The organism is Micromonospora sp. DT46, from assembly GCF_049841735.1.
Classification (GTDB): domain Bacteria; phylum Actinomycetota; class Actinomycetes; order Mycobacteriales; family Micromonosporaceae; genus Micromonospora; species Micromonospora reichwaldensis.
In genome coordinates this window covers 212,263-228,576 of sequence record NZ_JBNCKW010000007.1, presented here as the reverse complement: position 1 = coordinate 228,576, position 16,314 = coordinate 212,263, and the positions used below count along the sequence as shown (strand labels likewise).

10 protein-coding genes are annotated in these 16,314 nt (G+C 72.4%); 4 read left to right on the top strand and 6 right to left on the bottom strand.

The features are described from left to right. Nucleotides 1–30: 30 nt before the first annotated feature. From ACLQ20_RS20955 to ACLQ20_RS20935, 5 genes are all read right to left on the bottom strand, one after another. Nucleotides 31–762 (bottom strand): alpha/beta hydrolase, encoded by a 732-nt coding sequence (locus ACLQ20_RS20955; RefSeq protein ID WP_425857361.1) that lies wholly within the window; start codon nt 760–762, stop codon nt 31–33. Between the two features lie 288 nt (nt 763–1,050). Then, nucleotides 1,051–2,013, bottom strand: a complete 963-nt coding sequence (locus tag ACLQ20_RS20950; protein ID WP_327028914.1) for a hypothetical protein — start codon at nt 2,011–2,013, stop codon at nt 1,051–1,053. Nucleotides 2,014–2,085: 72 nt separating this feature from the next. After that, nucleotides 2,086–2,913, bottom strand: coding sequence for a peptidoglycan-binding domain-containing protein (locus ACLQ20_RS20945; RefSeq protein ID WP_327028913.1), 828 nt, complete (start codon nt 2,911–2,913; stop codon nt 2,086–2,088). 774 nt (nt 2,914–3,687) lie between these two features. Further along, nucleotides 3,688–3,984 carry a hypothetical protein gene (locus ACLQ20_RS20940; protein WP_151452279.1) on the bottom strand — a complete coding sequence of 99 codons (297 nt, stop codon included), beginning with the start codon at nt 3,982–3,984 and terminating at the stop codon, nt 3,688–3,690. A 171-nt stretch (nt 3,985–4,155) separates the two neighbouring features. Continuing rightward, a complete protein-coding gene (locus ACLQ20_RS20935) occupies nt 4,156–7,203 on the bottom strand; it encodes a patatin-like protein (protein ID WP_425857358.1) in 3,048 nt (1,015 codons plus the stop codon). 300 nt (nt 7,204–7,503) lie between these two features. Here ACLQ20_RS20935 and ACLQ20_RS20930 point away from each other — a divergent pair, with 300 nt between their 5' ends. Next, on the top strand, nt 7,504–9,807 hold the full coding sequence (locus tag ACLQ20_RS20930) for an HAD-IC family P-type ATPase (RefSeq protein ID WP_425857356.1): 2,304 nt from the start codon (nt 7,504–7,506) through the stop codon (nt 9,805–9,807). A gap of 75 nt (nt 9,808–9,882) precedes the next feature. Here the strand turns inward: ACLQ20_RS20930 and ACLQ20_RS20925 are convergent, their stop codons facing one another. Next, complete coding sequence (locus tag ACLQ20_RS20925) at nt 9,883–11,046, bottom strand: MFS transporter (RefSeq protein ID WP_425857354.1); 1,164 nt, start codon at nt 11,044–11,046, stop codon at nt 9,883–9,885. A gap of 218 nt (nt 11,047–11,264) precedes the next feature. Here ACLQ20_RS20925 and ACLQ20_RS20920 point away from each other — a divergent pair, with 218 nt between their 5' ends. The 3 genes from ACLQ20_RS20920 (at nt 11,265) to ACLQ20_RS20910 (ending at nt 16,242) form a co-directional block, all read left to right on the top strand. Continuing rightward, on the top strand, nt 11,265–14,537 hold the full coding sequence (locus tag ACLQ20_RS20920; RefSeq protein WP_425857574.1) for a BTAD domain-containing putative transcriptional regulator: 3,273 nt from the start codon (nt 11,265–11,267) through the stop codon (nt 14,535–14,537). Between the two features lie 48 nt (nt 14,538–14,585). After that, complete coding sequence (wrbA, locus tag ACLQ20_RS20915) at nt 14,586–15,227, top strand: NAD(P)H:quinone oxidoreductase (protein WP_425857352.1); 642 nt, start codon at nt 14,586–14,588, stop codon at nt 15,225–15,227. A gap of 118 nt (nt 15,228–15,345) precedes the next feature. Continuing rightward, the gene (locus ACLQ20_RS20910) at nt 15,346–16,242 is read left to right on the top strand and encodes an NAD(P)-dependent oxidoreductase (protein ID WP_425857350.1); all 897 of its coding nucleotides are present in this window, start codon (nt 15,346–15,348) and stop codon (nt 16,240–16,242) included. Nucleotides 16,243–16,314: the final 72 nt, after the last annotated feature.

The following is a 16,314-nucleotide window of genomic DNA, read 5'->3' as shown; positions in this document are numbered from 1 at the left end:
GAGACGCCTGCGCGGTCTGACGGCGCGGCCTCACCTCAGGTGCCGGGCGAAGAACTGGTTCCCGGCGTCCCCCTCGAAGTGCGGGACGCCGGTGTGCCCGCCCATGTTGGCGTGCAGCGTCTTCTCCCTGGTGCCGAAGGCGTCGAACAGGTCCAGGGCCGCCTGCCGGTCGTTTCCTTCGTCGTCCCACTGGAGCAGGACCTGCAGCGGAATGGTGACCTGTCGGGCCTCCTCGAACATGGTGCGGGGCACGAAACTCCCGGCGAACAGGAGGGCGGCCGAGATGCGCGGCTCGACCACCGCCAGCCGGATGCCGATGGAGATCACCCCTCCCGCGTACCCGACCGCGCCGCCGATCCCGGGCAGCGGAAGGAGGGCGTCCAGGGCGGCCCGCCATTCCGGGACCGACTTCTCGACCAGTGGGAGGACGAGCCGATCAACGAGCTCGTCGTCGACCGGCTCGCCGGCCTCCAGCGCCCGGTGCAGGTCGGCGCGGGTCTCCTCGGCGGCGGCGGAACGGGGCCGGTCACCGCTCCAGGGGAGCTCGAGGGTGGCTGCGGCGAAGCCCTCCGCCACGCAGTGCCGGGCCCGCGCCATCAGTCGGGGGTACAACCTGTGCAGCCCGCCGGGGTGGCCCATCAGAATCAGCGGGGCCGGTGCGGAGCCGGATCCCGGCGTCCACAGGATGCCGGGGATCTCACCGAGGGTGAACTGACGTTCGAGGACATCGTCGTCGAGGCGCTGTTCGGAAGTGAATCGCATGGTCGTGCCCTTCGGGAGTGCTCGTGAGCGGCGCTCCCGGACGACCTATCGCCCGACCGTGACCCCGGAGGGGAGCACCCATGTCGATACTGCATTCACGGGTACCACCTCCTCGTTCTCTCGCACGGCCGTTGGCAGAGTAGCGGTGCTCGCCGTGGCCCGCCAACGGGTTTCCGCGGACGCGCGGCAGCCGGGAGTGCAGCACGTCGCTGCTGACCGCGGTGGGGCGGCGAGGGCACGGGCGGGACGACGCCGCGCCTGTGCTGTCAACCTCGCCGCCCCACGCGGTCAGTACTTGACGTACGCGGTGACGGCGCGGTGGTCCGAGTACGCCCCGCCGGTCATCGACTCGGTGACGGTGGCGACGTTGCTGAAGCCGTTGCCGCTCTTGACCAGCAGGAAGTCGATACGCCGGCTGTTCAGGGTGTCGTAGGCCGAGGAGCAGTTGCGGCTGCCGCACTTCTCGGCGATCGGGTCGCGGTAGCCGTAGCTCTTGCCGTCGTTCCACCATCCCGCGTCGTCGGGCTCCGCGTTGGCGTCGCCGGCGACGATCTTGAGGTCGCCGCCGAGGCGGCCCATCGCCTCGTCGGCCTCCTTGATGTTCTCGTCCGCGCACTTGGGGCCGTGCCAGGTGTTGGTGGGCCAGTGGATCGAGGCTACCGAGACGTCCTGGTTGGCGACGTTGTCGTGCAGCCGGATGCCGATGTTGTGGACCCGGTCCTGGCTGCTTCTGGTGGGTTCGAGGTTCTGGCATCCGCCGGTGCCCGCGTCGTAGTTCGCGGGGGCGTCGGAGCGCCAGCGGGTGGCGGCCTCGTAGGTGAACCGGTCGGAGCGGTAGATGACCGCGTTGGTCTGCTGGTTCTTCATCTTGCCGCAGGTGCTGGTGTAGCCCATCGAGCCCGGGTTCGCGATCGCGATCTGTCCGGCGTAGGTGCCGGGCAGTTCGTCCGAGAGGCGCTTGGTCAGGGTGTTGAGCTGCGTCTGGTTCGAGACCTGCTGCACGGTGAAGATGTCCGGGCTCAGTGGGCGGCCCTTGAGGTAGGTGATCAGCCGGTCCCAGATGTGGCCGTCGGCGCAGGAGCTCGGCAGCCAGTTCTCGATGTTGTTGTTGTAGACCACCAGATGGCTCGGCGAGGTGTTCACGGCGGCCTGGGCGGCGGTGGCGCCGGTGAGGCCGACCGCCGCGGTCGTGAGGGCCGTGGTGAGCACGGCGACGGCGCCGCGTACGAGGCGGCTGTTACGGATGGACAACTTTCCTCCTGATCGGATGGAGACACTCGGCGCAACTGCGCCAGCGCCGATGAGGCTCGGCGCTCGCCACTGTCAGAGCGTCCGTTGGTATTCCTCCCAGGTCCGCTTGGGGCTGACCGCAGGACCGTCGTCGCGCCCGCGATTCGCCAGGCCGTTGAGGCCGAGGTAGTAGTCGCCGGCCTGGTGCTGCGCGCCGGTCGACTGGTCGGTGTCCGCCAGCGCGATGGCGTGGATGTGGTACGGCCAGTCGCCCTGGGACGGCGTACGCAGCCAGGCGGCGAACCCGACCGTGCGCAGACGGCGCAGCACCTCGGTTCGGGTGGCCGACGACAGGCCGTTCACGGAGAGGTCGAGGGCGCCACCGCCGTCGTGGGTGCCCGCCGACGCGCCCACGCCGGTGTTGTAGGACCCCTGCGTGATGGTGAGTTGACGCCCGAGCAGGCGTTCGGCCTCGAGGAGCATGGATCTGGTACGGGTGTTGACGCGTACGTCACGCAGGCTCACCACGGTGCCGGGCGAGATCGCCTTGACCACGGTGTAGCGCCCCTCGCCCAGCAGCCGCAGCGACGACGGGCCGGGCAGGCCGGTCGCGTCGAGGCCGGTATAGCCGAGGGACCGTTGGTACGCCGCATATGCGGCGATCGTGCTGGTGCCGAAGTGTCCGTCCACGTAGGTGGCCGACAGGTGTCCTCTGGCCTGTAGGGCGCGCTCGACCAGCAGGACGCTGTCCTTGGCGCCTGTCGTGATGGCGGTGTCCGCCCGGCGCGGATCGATCTGGGCGGCCTTGATGAGCGCCTCCATGTCGACCTGGGGCAGCGCGGCGGAGACGGGGCGGGCCAACGGCCCGGCGGCGGCCGCGGCGGCGCCGGCGGCGACGAGCAGGCTTCTTCTCGTGATCACGTTTTCTCCGTCGGTGGGTGGGGTGCGGCCGGTCGGTAGCGTGAAACGCCGGGGATGAACCGGCCCGTGCCGATCCGGTCCCCGACGTTGCTGGTGTCGTACGCGTTGCCGAGGTCGGTCACTACATCGACCGTGCCGGCGTGCTCGCGGCGAAGAGCCCGTCGACCGCGGCGGGGAGGGCGACCGCGAGCAGCCGCAGGGGGACGTGCCGTCAACTGGTCTCCTGTCGAGGGCGAGCGATGATCCGTGACCGCGATCACCGGTTCGGTCGCCCGACTATCAGGGACGACGGCGCCTTCGTCAAGATGTTCATCGATGGAGAGCTGGTCCATGCTGCGTGCGGCGGTGGTGGCCGCCGAGCCGGTCCGCGGGCAAGAGGGTCGGACGACGCTGTCGAGCTGAGTCGTCTGTGACATCAGGCGCCGTCTGGGCCACCGCGCACCGGCCGGCGGCGAGTCGTCTGCGACATCAGCTCGACAGCGTCGCACGTGCGGATCCTCCGCCGACGGACACCAGGGCGGAGCGTTGGAGTTCGTCGCGAATCCGGATCTCGGTCCGAAGCGCCGGTTGCGCCAGCGGTCACCCGATCAACGTTCTGAGACGAGGCACCAGCCTCGGATGGCGGAGACATCGGTGCGTGCCCCGGGAGGTTCCGGCAGCGACCGCGGCGAACCCGGCGCCAGCAGCCCGAACGGCAATCGCTGCGACTGACTGTCGGCCGCAGCCGCATGGCGCCGGCCGGAGCCGGCGCCATGGTGGTGGAGCGGCTCCGGTCTACCAGTTGCAGTTGGCGGCCGGGATCCAGCCGTCCTGCCCCGGCGCCTCGGCCCCGTGGCCGTAGTACCAGGTCTGGATGTCACTGCCGCCGTAGATCGAGTGAACGCGGAAGCCTCGCCCGGGGCTCAGGGTGCGTAGCGTGCTGCCCCAGGGCTGGTCGCGCAGCCAGGTGGTCTGGTTGGTCACGCAGATGTCACCAGGGCTGTCGCTGGCGGCGGCCGGCGCGGACACCACCGCCGATCCCGCGGCGACGACGGCCATGACCGCCAGCACGCGTACAACGTTACGCCTCATGCGCTTCCTCTCGATCGGGTGCCTTGCGAGGCATCGACTATGCCCAACGCCTCTGACATGACAAGTCGGGCATCCCGAGCGGTAGGTCCGGGTCCAGCCGATGCGTTGGTGGACGACTTCCCGGCTGCCGGAGGTGGTGCTGATGCGTACCGTATGGAGCCGGCCGCCGGCCTACCTGCGGGTGCTGCGGCCGGAGCGCCGGGGCTGGGCGCGGGCGACCCACCAGCCGAGCAGGACGATGAGGAGCGTGACCCCGAGCTTGATCGACAGGCTCCAGATCAACGCCGTGCCGTTGCGGTACCAGTCCCACCAGAGAACTCCGCCCAGTGCGAGCAGCACGACGAGCGCCGCTGCGACCAGGCGCAGACCGACCGGCCTGGTCCGGGGCGAGAGCAGGGCGGCGGCCGAGAACCCGGCCAGTAGCAGGAGGACCGCGAGCAGGGCCAGCGCGATCGGCACTGCGGGCACCAGCAGGGATACGGCCAGCAGCACAGCGCCGGCCGCGACGGCGATCTCCACTGCCCGCGTGCCCATCGCGCTGCGGCGGGTGAGCAGGGCCACCATCGCCCAGACGGCGAGTGCGTAGCCGCGGAAGGCGGAGAGCACCACGGCCAGTGGCCTGGTGCGCGCCGTGTCGCCGGCGACGTTGGCGAGGACGGTGGCGGTGTGCGACGTGGTTCGGGCAAAAGTGTCGCTGCCGACGTCACCATCGATGCGTTCGCCGCCGATCTGGGCTGCCTCGTCCCACAGCCGCCACAGATCCTGGGCCGGCATCTCCCGGCCGGCCTTCAGGTCGGCGGCGTCGAAGGACGCCAGCCAGGCGGTGCTCGTCCTGGCCCGATCGGTGCCCTCGGCGCGTACCGCGGCGGCGAGGCCGGGCAGGTCCTCTCTGAGCACCGAGGTCTGGATCGGTCGGGCGATGGCTCTGGTGCAGGCGCTCAACGAGCGGGCGTCCGGGTTGCCGAGGATCTGCTGCGCCTCGCGTTCGCACGCCGCGCGGTCCCGCGCCCACTGGTCGGCCAGCCATCCGCGGTCGGGCGACCGGTCGGGGACCGCGCACCGCTCGAACGCCTCCATCAGCCGGTCCACCGCCTCGGCCTGGGCCGGCCGTGGCCCGGCACAGGTCGCTGATCCGGGTGCCAGCAGACACTGCCGTAGTCGCTCCGGCGCCAGCAGGATCCGGATGAGCTGTTCGACCGCGTCCATTCGGCCGTGCAACCAGTCGTTGAGGCGCCACGAGCCGCGGTAGAAGGCGCCGAAGTGGTGCAGCTGGATGCCGGTCAGCAGGTCCGGGTGCAGCGAGGAGACCTTGGCGAGCTCCACCTCCTGCTCCGGGTCCTGACTGGCGCTGGTGAAGGCGAGCTGTACGACGTCGAGCCGCAACATGTTCCGCAGGACGGTCTCGTCGGCGGACCGCATCGGGACGAGGAACCGGTGGAGTGCGGTGAGCCGCCCCGTCCACTCGCCATCCGGATCGAGCACGTCGTTGCCTGCCTCGCTGACCGTCCGCAGGGCGGGGGCGACCTCGCGAAGGCTCCGGGCCAGTTCGAGCGCCTGCCGGTGAAGTCGGGCTCGTCGCACGCCGTCACCGGGGACGGGCAGGGCGTCCCACGCCGTCAACGCGGCGGCGAGCCAGCGTTCGAGCTCGGGCAGGTTGTCGGCCGTCCGGTTCAGCGAGCCCCGGCGCCTGGGCATCGGATCGATGCCGTACCGCGCCGGTCCCGTTGGCGCGGCCGACCAGTAGCGGTTGAGGTCGGTGCGGTCTGCGTGGATCTCCTCCAGAGTGGCGGCTGCCTGTTCGCGGCAGCGCACGATCCTCGTTCGCTCCGGCGTACCGAGGTGGGCCAGCCACACCGATCGTTTGAGCAGGTCGACGGTCATGTCTGCCAGGCGCTGGACGGTGGTCTGTCCCCAGTCCCAGCCGGCTCCGGTTCTCCCGAGCGCTTCCGCGAGGGGGCCCTCGGGGACGAACGACATCCGTTGTCGCCGAAGTGCGGCGAGCAGTTCGTGCCCGCTCCACTGCTCGGCGGGTCGGCCGCGCTGCCCCATCGCCAGCAGGGGAGCGATCGTGGTGGCCGCGTTCTCGACGCGCACCTCCAGGTACGCCGGCCACGCCCCGTCGGAAAGCTGCTCGGCGACGCCGATCATCGCCGTCGCGAACCGGTCCCGGGCCCGGCGGCGCATCCGCACCGTGGTGTTGCGGCCGCGGATCTCGGTGAGTTCCCGGGAGACGGAGTCGGTGGCCCGCAGTCGGGTGAGGACTCCGAGCAGCACCTCGCGGGCCGACGGGAGCGGCATCCCCGGGCCGGCGGCGTCCGCATGCGGGGCTGCCGGCGAGTCGGCCGCGGGGGAGGGACAGAGCTGCTCGCCCGGATCCGGGGCGACGTACGCGAGAACCCGGCGCACCTGGAAGCCGGCGGTCTGCCGGTACACCGCCTCCAGGGCTGGGCGGATCGGCTTGTTGAGCAGCACTCCGCCGTCCACCACGTGCTGCGCGTCGCGGAAGTTCGATCGACCCGCCGCGGACTCCCACCGCAGGTCGCTGCCGGGATCTCCGGGGCGCACCCGTACGAAGTGCGGCTCGAAGGCACCCGGGAACGACGACGTGCACCGCGCCGCGGCGGCCAACTCGTCGAGCACGGCGTCGGCGGCGAGGTCACCACTGACCGGTCGGCCGTCGCGGTAGCCGGCCCGGAGGTCGGCGAACCGGAAGGTGGCGTCGTGATCGGTCTCGGTGATCCCGACACCCAGGTCGTCGGTGAACGTCGTGGACCTGCCCTGCCAGAGCGTCCCGGTCAGCACCAGCTCGATCGGCACCCGTTCATCGTCGGTCCGGGCCGAAGGCGATCCGGTGGTCGAGACGACCTTCTCCAGCGCGTCCCGCACCTTCGGAAGGAAGTAGTCGTCCCCCTTCAGCAAGGATCGTGGACGGCGCGTCAACGGGTCGCGCAACAACCGGTCCAGGCTGCCGTGCTCGTGCCACAGGTCCCGCATGACGGACAGGTCCCCGCCCCTGGCCAGGCCAAGCGCGAGGAAGGCGCCGTTGAGACCGCCCGCCGAGGTGCCCGAGATGACATCGACGCGAACGTCCGCCCGGAGCAGATCCAGCAGCGACGCGTACGGCGACTCCGGGTCCGTGCGTGCCGCGGCCAGGCGGGAGACCTCGAGGGTGACGCCGCTGATCCACACCGCCAGGCTGACTCCACCAGTCATCACCACGGCAAGGCGGATGTCCTGCCGGTCGGCTCTGTCGCTGGAGGACGCCGGCCGCGGCGGCTCCTGGTCCTCGCCAGTCTGCGCCACTGCTACCCGGCGGTGAGGGCAGGCGAGGGCATGATCGCTCGGGTGGATCGTCCGTACATGTCCGACATGGTATGTCGGGTCGGCGGTTCCGCGAAGCACGACCACGTATCCGGATCCGGGTCGGGCTCGTTGGTCGTGCCATCGGATGTCGTCGAGGGCGCACGCCTCGGCTCATGCGCCGGAACAGGAATGGTGGCCTGACGTGGGGCGTGGCACGTGCACCAGGGGCTGACGAGTGCGCAGGTCGCTGAACGGGTCGCGAAGGGCTCGGTCAACACGACCGCCCGCCGGAGCAGCCGCACGTTCGGCCAGATCCTGCGCGCCAATCTGCTGACGCGGTTCAACGCGATCATCGCGGTGCTCTGCGGTCTGATCCTGGTCTTCGGCCAGCCGGTCGACGCGCTCTTCGGCTCGGTGATCGTGGTCAACAGCGCAGTCGGCGTGATCCAGGAACTGCGGGCGAAGCGGACCCTGGACCGGCTCACCCTGCTCACCGAGGCGCCGGTGCGTGTCCTGCGCGACGGCCGTGAGGTTTCGATCCGGCCGGGTGAGGTGGTCGTCGACGACCTCGTACTGCTGGGGCCCGGGGAGAAGGTGCCGGTGGACGGGGCGGTCCGGGAGGCCGACGGGGTCGAGATCGACGAGTCGCTGTTGACCGGCGAGGCGGACCCGGTCGAGAAGCGGCGCGGCGACAAGGTCCAGTCGGGCACCTTCGTGGCCGCGGGCAGCTGCCTGCTCGCGGCGACCGGGGTCGGCGAGAAGGCGTACGCGGCTCGGCTTGCCGCCGAGGCCAGCCGCTTCGAGTTGACGGACTCCGAACTCATGACGGCCATCAACCGGTTGCTCCGGCTGGTCACCTGGATCATCGTGCCGATCGGCGGGCTGCTGGTCGTGCGGCTGTTCACCAGCGGGGCCAGCGTCTCCGACGCCGTGGTGGGCAGCGTTGCGGGAGTCGTACCGATGATCCCCGAAGGGCTCGTGCTGATGACGAGCGTCGCTTTCGCGGTGGGTGTGATCCGGCTCGGCCGGCGCCGGTGCCTCGTACAGGAACTGCCGGCGGTGGAGGTGCTGGCCCGCGTCGACACGCTCTGCATCGACAAGACCGGCACGCTCACCGAGCCCGGCATGGCATTGCGCGAGGTGCGGCCGTACGACGGCGTTTCCCCCGGTGTCGCGCGGGCGGCGCTCGCGGCGCTCGCCCGCGCGGAGGCGAAGCCCAACCAGACCATGCGGGCCATCGGAGACAGCCTCTCCGCCGACGGCTGGCACGCGGCCGAGACCGTGCCGTTCTCCTCGGCACGCAAGTTCTCGGGCGCGTCCTTCCCGGAGCACGGCACCTGGCTCGTCGGTGCGCCCGACGTGCTGCTGCCCGACGACGACCCGGCCCGACGCGAGGCCCAGGATCTCGCCGCGACGGGTCGACGGGTGCTGGCCCTCGTGCGGTCGGCCGCGCTGGCCAGCCGCGACCGCAGGACCGCCGCCCTCGTCGTTCTCGAACAGCGGATACGGGCCGACGCCCCGGACATGATCCGGTACTTCGCCGCGCAGGGCGTCGACGTCAAGGTGATCTCCGGCGACGACCCGGCCGCGGTGGGCGCGATCGCGCGGCAGGTCGGCATCCCGTCGGCTGATGCGCCAGCCGACGCGCGCTCGCTGCCGCAGGAGCCGGACGCGCTCGCCGACGCCGTCGCCGGCCACACCGTCTTCGGCCGGGCGACACCGCAACGGAAGCGGGAGTTCGTGGCCGCCCTGCACGCGCGGGGTCGCACCGTGGCGATGACGGGCGACGGGGTCAACGACGCGCTCGCGCTCAAGGACTCCGACCTGGGCGTCGCCATGGGCTCCGGTAGCCCTGCCACCCGGGCGGTCGCGCAGGTGGTCCTCCTCGGCGACAACTTCACCGCGCTGCCGCACGTGCTCGCCGAGGGACGCCGGGTGCTGGCCAACATCGAACATGTCGCGAACCTGTTCCTCACCAAGACCGTGTACGCGGCGCTGCTCGCGCTGCTCGTAGGCATCGCCCAGGTGCCGTTTCCGTTCCTGCCCCGGCACATCACCCTCGTCGGGACCCTGACGATCGGCGTGCCCGGCTTCTTCCTCGCGCTCGCCCCGAACAGCGGACGGGCGCGACCGGGTTTCGTTCCCCGCGTCCTGCGGTTCGCCGTTCCCGCCGGTGCCGTGGCCGCTTCGATGACGTTCGCCGCGTACGCCGTCGCGCGGTCGAACACGGCGTCGAGCCTGCGGGCGGACCGCTCCACCGCCACGCTCACCCTGTTCCTCGTCGCGTTCGCGGCACTCGTCGTCATCGCCCGGCCGTACACCCGGTGGCGGCTTGGCCTGTTGGCGGTGATGGCCGGCTGCTTCGCGGCCGTGGCCGTGCTGCCCGGAACGCGGCAGGTCGCCGACCTCACCTTTCCCGAACCGCGCGACACCCTCGCCGGGCTGGGACTCGCCGTGCTCGGCGCCGCCGTCCTCGTCGTGCTGCTGCGGCTCGACCGCTGGCTGACGAGGGTCGGCTGAGCGAACTGCCTTTCGACGTCCAAGGACGAGGCCAGCCAGGGCGGTCCGGGCAGGCGCGGAGAGGAACGCGGGTGCTCAGGCGGCGGGGTGCGCGAGCGTCACGGCGATCGCAGGTCCGAATGCGACGCTGAGCAGGTAGGCGAGGTTGAACAGACCCAGGGCCTCGGCCCGACGCGAGGCGGCTACCACTCCGGTCGCCTGCAGGGCGAGTGCGCCCTGGCCGGTCGCGGCGGCCAGCGAGCCGAGCGTCATCGCCGCGAGCAGCAGCGGTGCGGCGGTGGTGACCGCCGCCAGCAGCGACGCGGCGGCGCCGGTGACGAGCAACGCGGCGGCCGCGACGCGGCGGGGCACCCGCACGGACGCCGCGACGAGGAACCCGGAACAGAAGCCGCCGAGCAGGTACGGCGCCAGCAGCACGAGCCCGCTGCGGGTGCCGTCCCATCCCGCGTGCTCCCGCAGCAGGTCCGGCGCGGCGTAGAGCAGGGCGAAGTTCACCACCCCCAGCACGAAGGCCGACGCGCACGCCGCGAGGAACCGGCCGTTGCGTGCCACCACGGCGGGCAGGAAGCCCTCCGGACGGATCTTTATCCAGGCCACCAGCGCGAGCAGCAGCGCGACGGTGACCGGGGCGGCCACCAGCGGACGGTGCGGAATGAGGACGGCCGCGGTGACCAGCAAGGACAACAGAACCATGCCGAGGGGGTCGAACGACGCCGGCGCCGCGTCCGGCGAGGTGGTGCCGCGGCGAGCGGCGGGCACCGCGAGCACCGCCAGCAGCGGCAACGCCAGCGCCGCCTGCCACGAGAAGAGGTCGGCGACCAGCGCGCCGGTCAGCGGGCCGGTGGCCCCGACGACCGCCAGCGACGCGGTGACCACCCCCATCTGCCGGGCCGAGTCGGCCAGCTTCATCGCCGTCACGGTGAGGCCGGCGGACCCCAGTGCCTGCACCGCCGCGCCGGCCACCAACGCCGGCACGCTCGGCACCAGCACGAGCAGGAGCGTCCCCGCGCCCAGCAGCACGGCCGAGACGGTCAGGACCGCCCGCACGCCGCTCCGGGCCAGCAGCGCCGCCAACAGCGGCGTCCCCAACGCGATCCCCCAGCCGAAGGCCGTCACGCCGGCGGCCGCGGCCTGTTCGTCGGTACGCGTCGCGCGCGCCACGTCGTCGAGGATCAGGGCCGGTGCGGCGATCCCGTACGACAGCGGGCCGGCCAGCAGGGCGAGCCAGGGTGTGGCCACCCGCGCTGGTGCGAACGGCCGGTGACCGTGAGCGGCCCGGGGCTCTTGCAGACGATCCATCTCATTCCTCCGGTGTCGGCTCGGATCAGCCTGCCCGGGGTCGCTCACCACCGGCTGACGGCCGGCTGACGTACGCGTCGGAGCCGCGACCCGGTGGGCGGACCGACGGCCGACGGACGTTCGCGGGGCGGGACGGTCGACTGGCTAGTGTGAAAGTCGTGATGTTCGGGGTGCTGGGCGAGATCGCGGTCTGGACGTCGGACGGCAGGCCCGTCACCGTGCCCGGCCTGAAGGTTCGTGCTCTCCTGGCTGACCTGCTGGTGCACGAGGGACGCCCGGTCTCCGCCGACCGGCTGATCGAGGATCTCTGGGGTGACGAGGCGCCGGGCAAGGCGCTGGGGGCACTGCAGACCAAGGTGTCGCAGTTGCGCCGCGCGCTGGGGGCGGGTGAGGCGGGTGGCCGCGCGCTGGTCGAGTCCGGCGATGCCGGCTACCGGCTGCGGGCGTCGTCGGAGTCGGTCGACGCCGGTCGCTTCGCCGTGCTGGTGGCGCGTTCGCGCGCGCAGCGGGAGCCGGCGGGGCGGGCGGCGACGCTGACGGAAGCCCTGTCGCTGTGGCGCGGTTCCCCGTACGCCGACTTCAGGGACGAGCGGTTCGTGCGCCAGACGGCCGAGCGGCTCGACGAACAGCGCCTGGCCGCGCTGGAGGACCTGGCCGAGGCCCGGCTCGATCTCGGTGAGCACCACCTGCTCGCCGGTGAGCTGGCCGACCTGGTCGCACGCCACCCGTGGCGTGAGCGGCTACGGGCCGCGCACCTGCGCGCCCTGTACGGCTCGGGACGGCAGCGTGAGGCCCTGTCCGCGTACGAGCAGTTCCGTCGGCAGGTGCGCGACGAACTCGGCATCGATCCCGGCCAGGAGTTGGCCGAGCTGCATCGGGCGATCCTGCGCCAGGACCCCGCCCTGCGGCCGCCGGCACCGCCGTCGACTCCGGCCCGAACCAACCTGCCGGCCCCTGTGTCACCCGGTCCGTACGGCGGACTGATCGGGCGTGAGACGGCCGTCGAGGCGGTACGGGAGCGGCTCACGAGCGAGCGGCTGGTGACCCTGACCGGGATGGGCGGGGTGGGGAAGAGCCGGTTGGCGCTCGAGGCCGCCCGGGTGCTGGCCGACACGTTCCCCGCCGGGGTGTGGCTCGTCGAGCTGGCCGGCCAGCCGCACTGCGGCGGCCAGGCGACCTGCACCGAGCTCGTCGAGATGGTGGCGGCGACCCTGGAGATCCGGGACGACAGCCCGCCCGGCCTGCCCGGTGAGCGACCACGCGAGCCGATGGACCGGCTGGTCGCCGCGCTGCGGGACCGGCGGATGCTGCTGCTGCTCGACAACTGCGAACACGTGGTGGCGCCGATCGCCGAACTGACCGAGAGCCTGCTCGGCGCCGCGGCCGACCTGCGCATCCTGGCGACGAGCCGCGAACCGCTCGGGATCCCCGGCGAGGTCGTCCTTCCGGTGCCGCCGCTGGCCCTGCCGGAACCGGGAGCCACCGCCGAGCAGATCGCCGACGCCCCGGCGGTCCGGCTCTTCGCAGCCCGCGCCCGCGCCACCGAGCCGGGGTTCACCGTCGACGCGCGGAACACGGACACGATCGCCACCATCTGCCGGCGCCTCGACGGCGTACCGCTGGCGCTGGAACTGGCCGCGTCCCGGCTGCCCGTGCTCGACCCGGGCGAGCTGGCGGCGCGGCTCGACGACCGTTTCCGGCTGCTGTCGTCCGGCCGGCGCACCGCGCCCGCGCGTCAGCAGGGACTGCGCGCGATGATCGACTGGAGCTGGGAGTTGCTGTCGCCTCCCGAACGCGCGGTGCTGCGCCGGCTGGCGGTCTTCGCCGACGGCGCCACCCTGGCTGCCGCCGAGCAGGTGTGCCCGGGCGGGCAGGTGGCGTCGGACGAGGTCCTCGACGTGCTGGCCCGCCTGATCGACCGCTCGCTGGTCATGGTGCGGCACGGCGAGAGCCCGCGACGCTACCGGCTGCCGGAGACGGTGGCCGCCTACGGTCTCGAACAGCTCGACAGCGCCGGCGAACTGCGCGCGACCCGTCGCCGCCACGCCGCGTGTTTCGCGCGTCTCGCCGAGCAGGCCGCAGGGCGGCTACGTGGGCGCGAGCAGAGTCGCGCGCTGCGCGAACTCGACGCCGAGAACGCGAACCTGCGGGCGGCACTCGACGTCGCCGCCACCGACGGTCAGGCCCGCGTGGGCTTGGCGCTCGCCACCTCGTTGTGCTGGTACCGGCTGCTGCGGGGCCGGTTCGGGGAGATGAGCCGGTCCCTGCGGACGGCGTTGGACATCGTCGGGGGCAGCGCGGACGACGTCGCACCGGACGCCCTGCGGCGACACGCGGACATGTGGCTGACCGCCCTCGCCACCCGCGACGGTGATCCGACCGCTCCCCGGCAGCGGATCCTGGAGCGCTACCGGGACGCCGACGGGCCGGAGAAGGCGTTCGCGCGGTGGTTGTTCGCCTCCATGATGCTCGGCTCCGGAGATCCGGGGGAGGCCGCCGACCTGGTCGACGCGGCGCTGGCGGCGTTCCGTGCCGACGGGGACCAGTGGGGCATCGCGGCCGCCTGCGCCACCCGGGCGGACCTCGCGCTCGTACACCGCAGCGACCTGCCCGCCGCGCAGCGTGACTGCGAGACCAGCCGGTCGCTGTTCGGTCAGCTGGGCGACCGCTGGGGGCAGGTGCATCCGACGAGCCTGTTGGGGACCCTGGCCGAGATCCACGGCGACTACGACCTGGCCGCCGCGCACTACCGGGAGGCGCTGCGCACCGCCGAGCACCTGCGGCTGTGGACGTCGGTGTCCCGGCAGCTGGCCTGCATCGGTCGGCTCGCCCTGCTGCGCGGCGACCTCGACGAGGCCGCCGCCAGTCACGACCGCGCGCTACAGGTCGCGCGGGAACAGTCGAGCCGATCCGCCGCCGCCTTCGCCGGCACGGGCCTGGCGATGATCGCGCGACGGCGGGGCGACCTCGACGCCGCCGAGGCCCAGCAGCACGACCTGCTCGACTGGAACCGGCACGCCGGCTACCTGCCAGGCTGCGCGCTCGCGCTGGCCGAGTTGGGGTTCATCGCGGAGCACCGCGGCGACGCCGTCCTCGCCGAGCGCCGACACCGTGAGTCGCTCGACGCGGCGCGCGCCGCCGGAGACCACCGGGCGGTCGCCCTGGCCCTCGAGGGACTGGCCGGGGCCACCAGCCTCGGCGGTGACCAGCGCCGTGCCGCGCGGCTGCTCGGCGCGGCCCGCACGCTGCGCGAGGTCGCCGGAGCGCCGCTGCCCCCAGGCGAACGGCACGACGTCCAGCGCGTGACCGGCCGCCTCCGGGATGCGCTCGGCGGCGGGGAACTCGCTGCCGAGATGAGCCGTGGCGCACAGCTCGACCTCGACGACGCGGCGCTCAGCGGCCTCGGTCAGGGGACGGTCAGCAGACGGTAAGCCTGCCCGGCACGGTTGACCGAGAACCGAGCCGACCAGGAGGCAACCGTGCAGACCGATGCCAGGATCGCCGTCATCTACTACTCCGCCACGGGCACCGTGCACCGGCTCGCGCAGGCGTTCGTCGACGGAGCGGCCGACGCCGGCGCGGAGGTCCGCCTGCGCCGGGTGGCGGAGTTGGCGCCGGAGCAGGTCGTCGTCGCCAAACCGCAGTGGCGGGCTCACCTGGACGCCACCGCCGACATCCCGCTCGCCACCCTCGACGACCTCCGGTGGGCCGACGGGTACGCCTTCGGCACGCCGACCCGGTTCGGGAACGTCTGCTCCCAGCTGCGCCAGTTCCTCGACACCACGACCGCCCCGTGGCAGGCGGAGGAACTGGCCGACAAGCCGGCGACCGGCTTCACCGCCACCTACGAGGAACACGGCGGGCAGGAGGCGACCCTGCTCAGCCTCTACCAGACCTTCCACCACTGGGGGTCGGTCATCCTGCCCACCGGCTACCTGAACTACGACACCGCGCACGCCGCCGGCGGAAACCCGTACGGCGTCAGCCTCGTGGAGAGCCGCGCCGGCGGGGATCCCGGGTACGCCCGGGCCGTCCTCGATACGGCCCGCTTCCAGGGCGCGCGCCTCACCCGCATGGCAGCCGCCGTCGCCGCCGTCCGCGCGGAGCGCCAGCCCGGGTAGCAGCCCGGCGACGGAAGCAGTACGGCGTGCGGGACGACATCGTGCGTAGCCGCGTCCGCGGCGAGCACTCCGCCACCTGACGCACCAGGACCACCTGGGTGAAGGACGAGAGGAAATCATGCTGACAACGACCACAGTCGATCCGATCAACCGGGCCAGCCAGGTCACCGTGCTCGGCCTCGGTGACATGGGATCGGCGATCGCCAGGACGTTCCTCGACCGCGGACACCGCACGACGGTCTGGAACCGGACCGCGAGCAAGGCCCTGCCGCTGGTCGACGCCGGCGCCACGGCCGCCGCGACCGCCGCGGAGGCGGCGGCCGCGAGTCCGCTCGTCGTGGTGTGTCTGCTCGACGGCGCAGCGGTCGACGAGGTGCTCGGTTCCGTGGACGCCGCAGTCGCGGGCAAGGTCCTGGTGAACCTGACGAGCGGCTCTCCTCAGCAGGCACGGGCCAACGATCGCTGGGCGAGAGCGCGCGGCGCCGAGTACCTCGACGGCAAGATCATGGGAGACCCGCCCTACGTCGGTACGCCGCACGTCATGTTCCCGTTCAGCGGTTCCCGCACCGCCTTCGAGGCGCACGGGCCGATGCTGCGGGAGTTGGGCACCGTCGTCTACCACGGGGAGGAGGCCGGCTCGGCCGCCGTGGAGTTCATGGCGCAGGTCGCGATGGGCTACGAGATCCTCATCGGGTTCCTGCACACGCTCAGGCTGGTGCAGGCGGAAGGGGTCGACGTGGCGGAGTTCGCGGAGCGTGTCGCCAACAACGTGGCCGCGCTGGCACCGCTGTTGACCTCGATCGGCAACGCGGTCAGGGCCGGCGACTACCCGCCGGATCTCGGCCCGCTCAACGTCCAGGCCGCGCTGATGGACGACCTGATCAGCCATCGGGAGTCCATCGGCGTGGAGGCCGTGCGGATGCGGGAGGTCGAGGGCCTGATGGACCGCCGGATCGCTGACGGCTTCGGCGCTCAGGGATTCTCGAGCCTGTTCGAGCTGTTGGCGAAGGCCTGACGGCGGTTCCCCAGCGCCCGGGGAGCCGCCACGGCCCGCCGTGTCGTTCCACGTGGGGCGTGCGTCCACGGC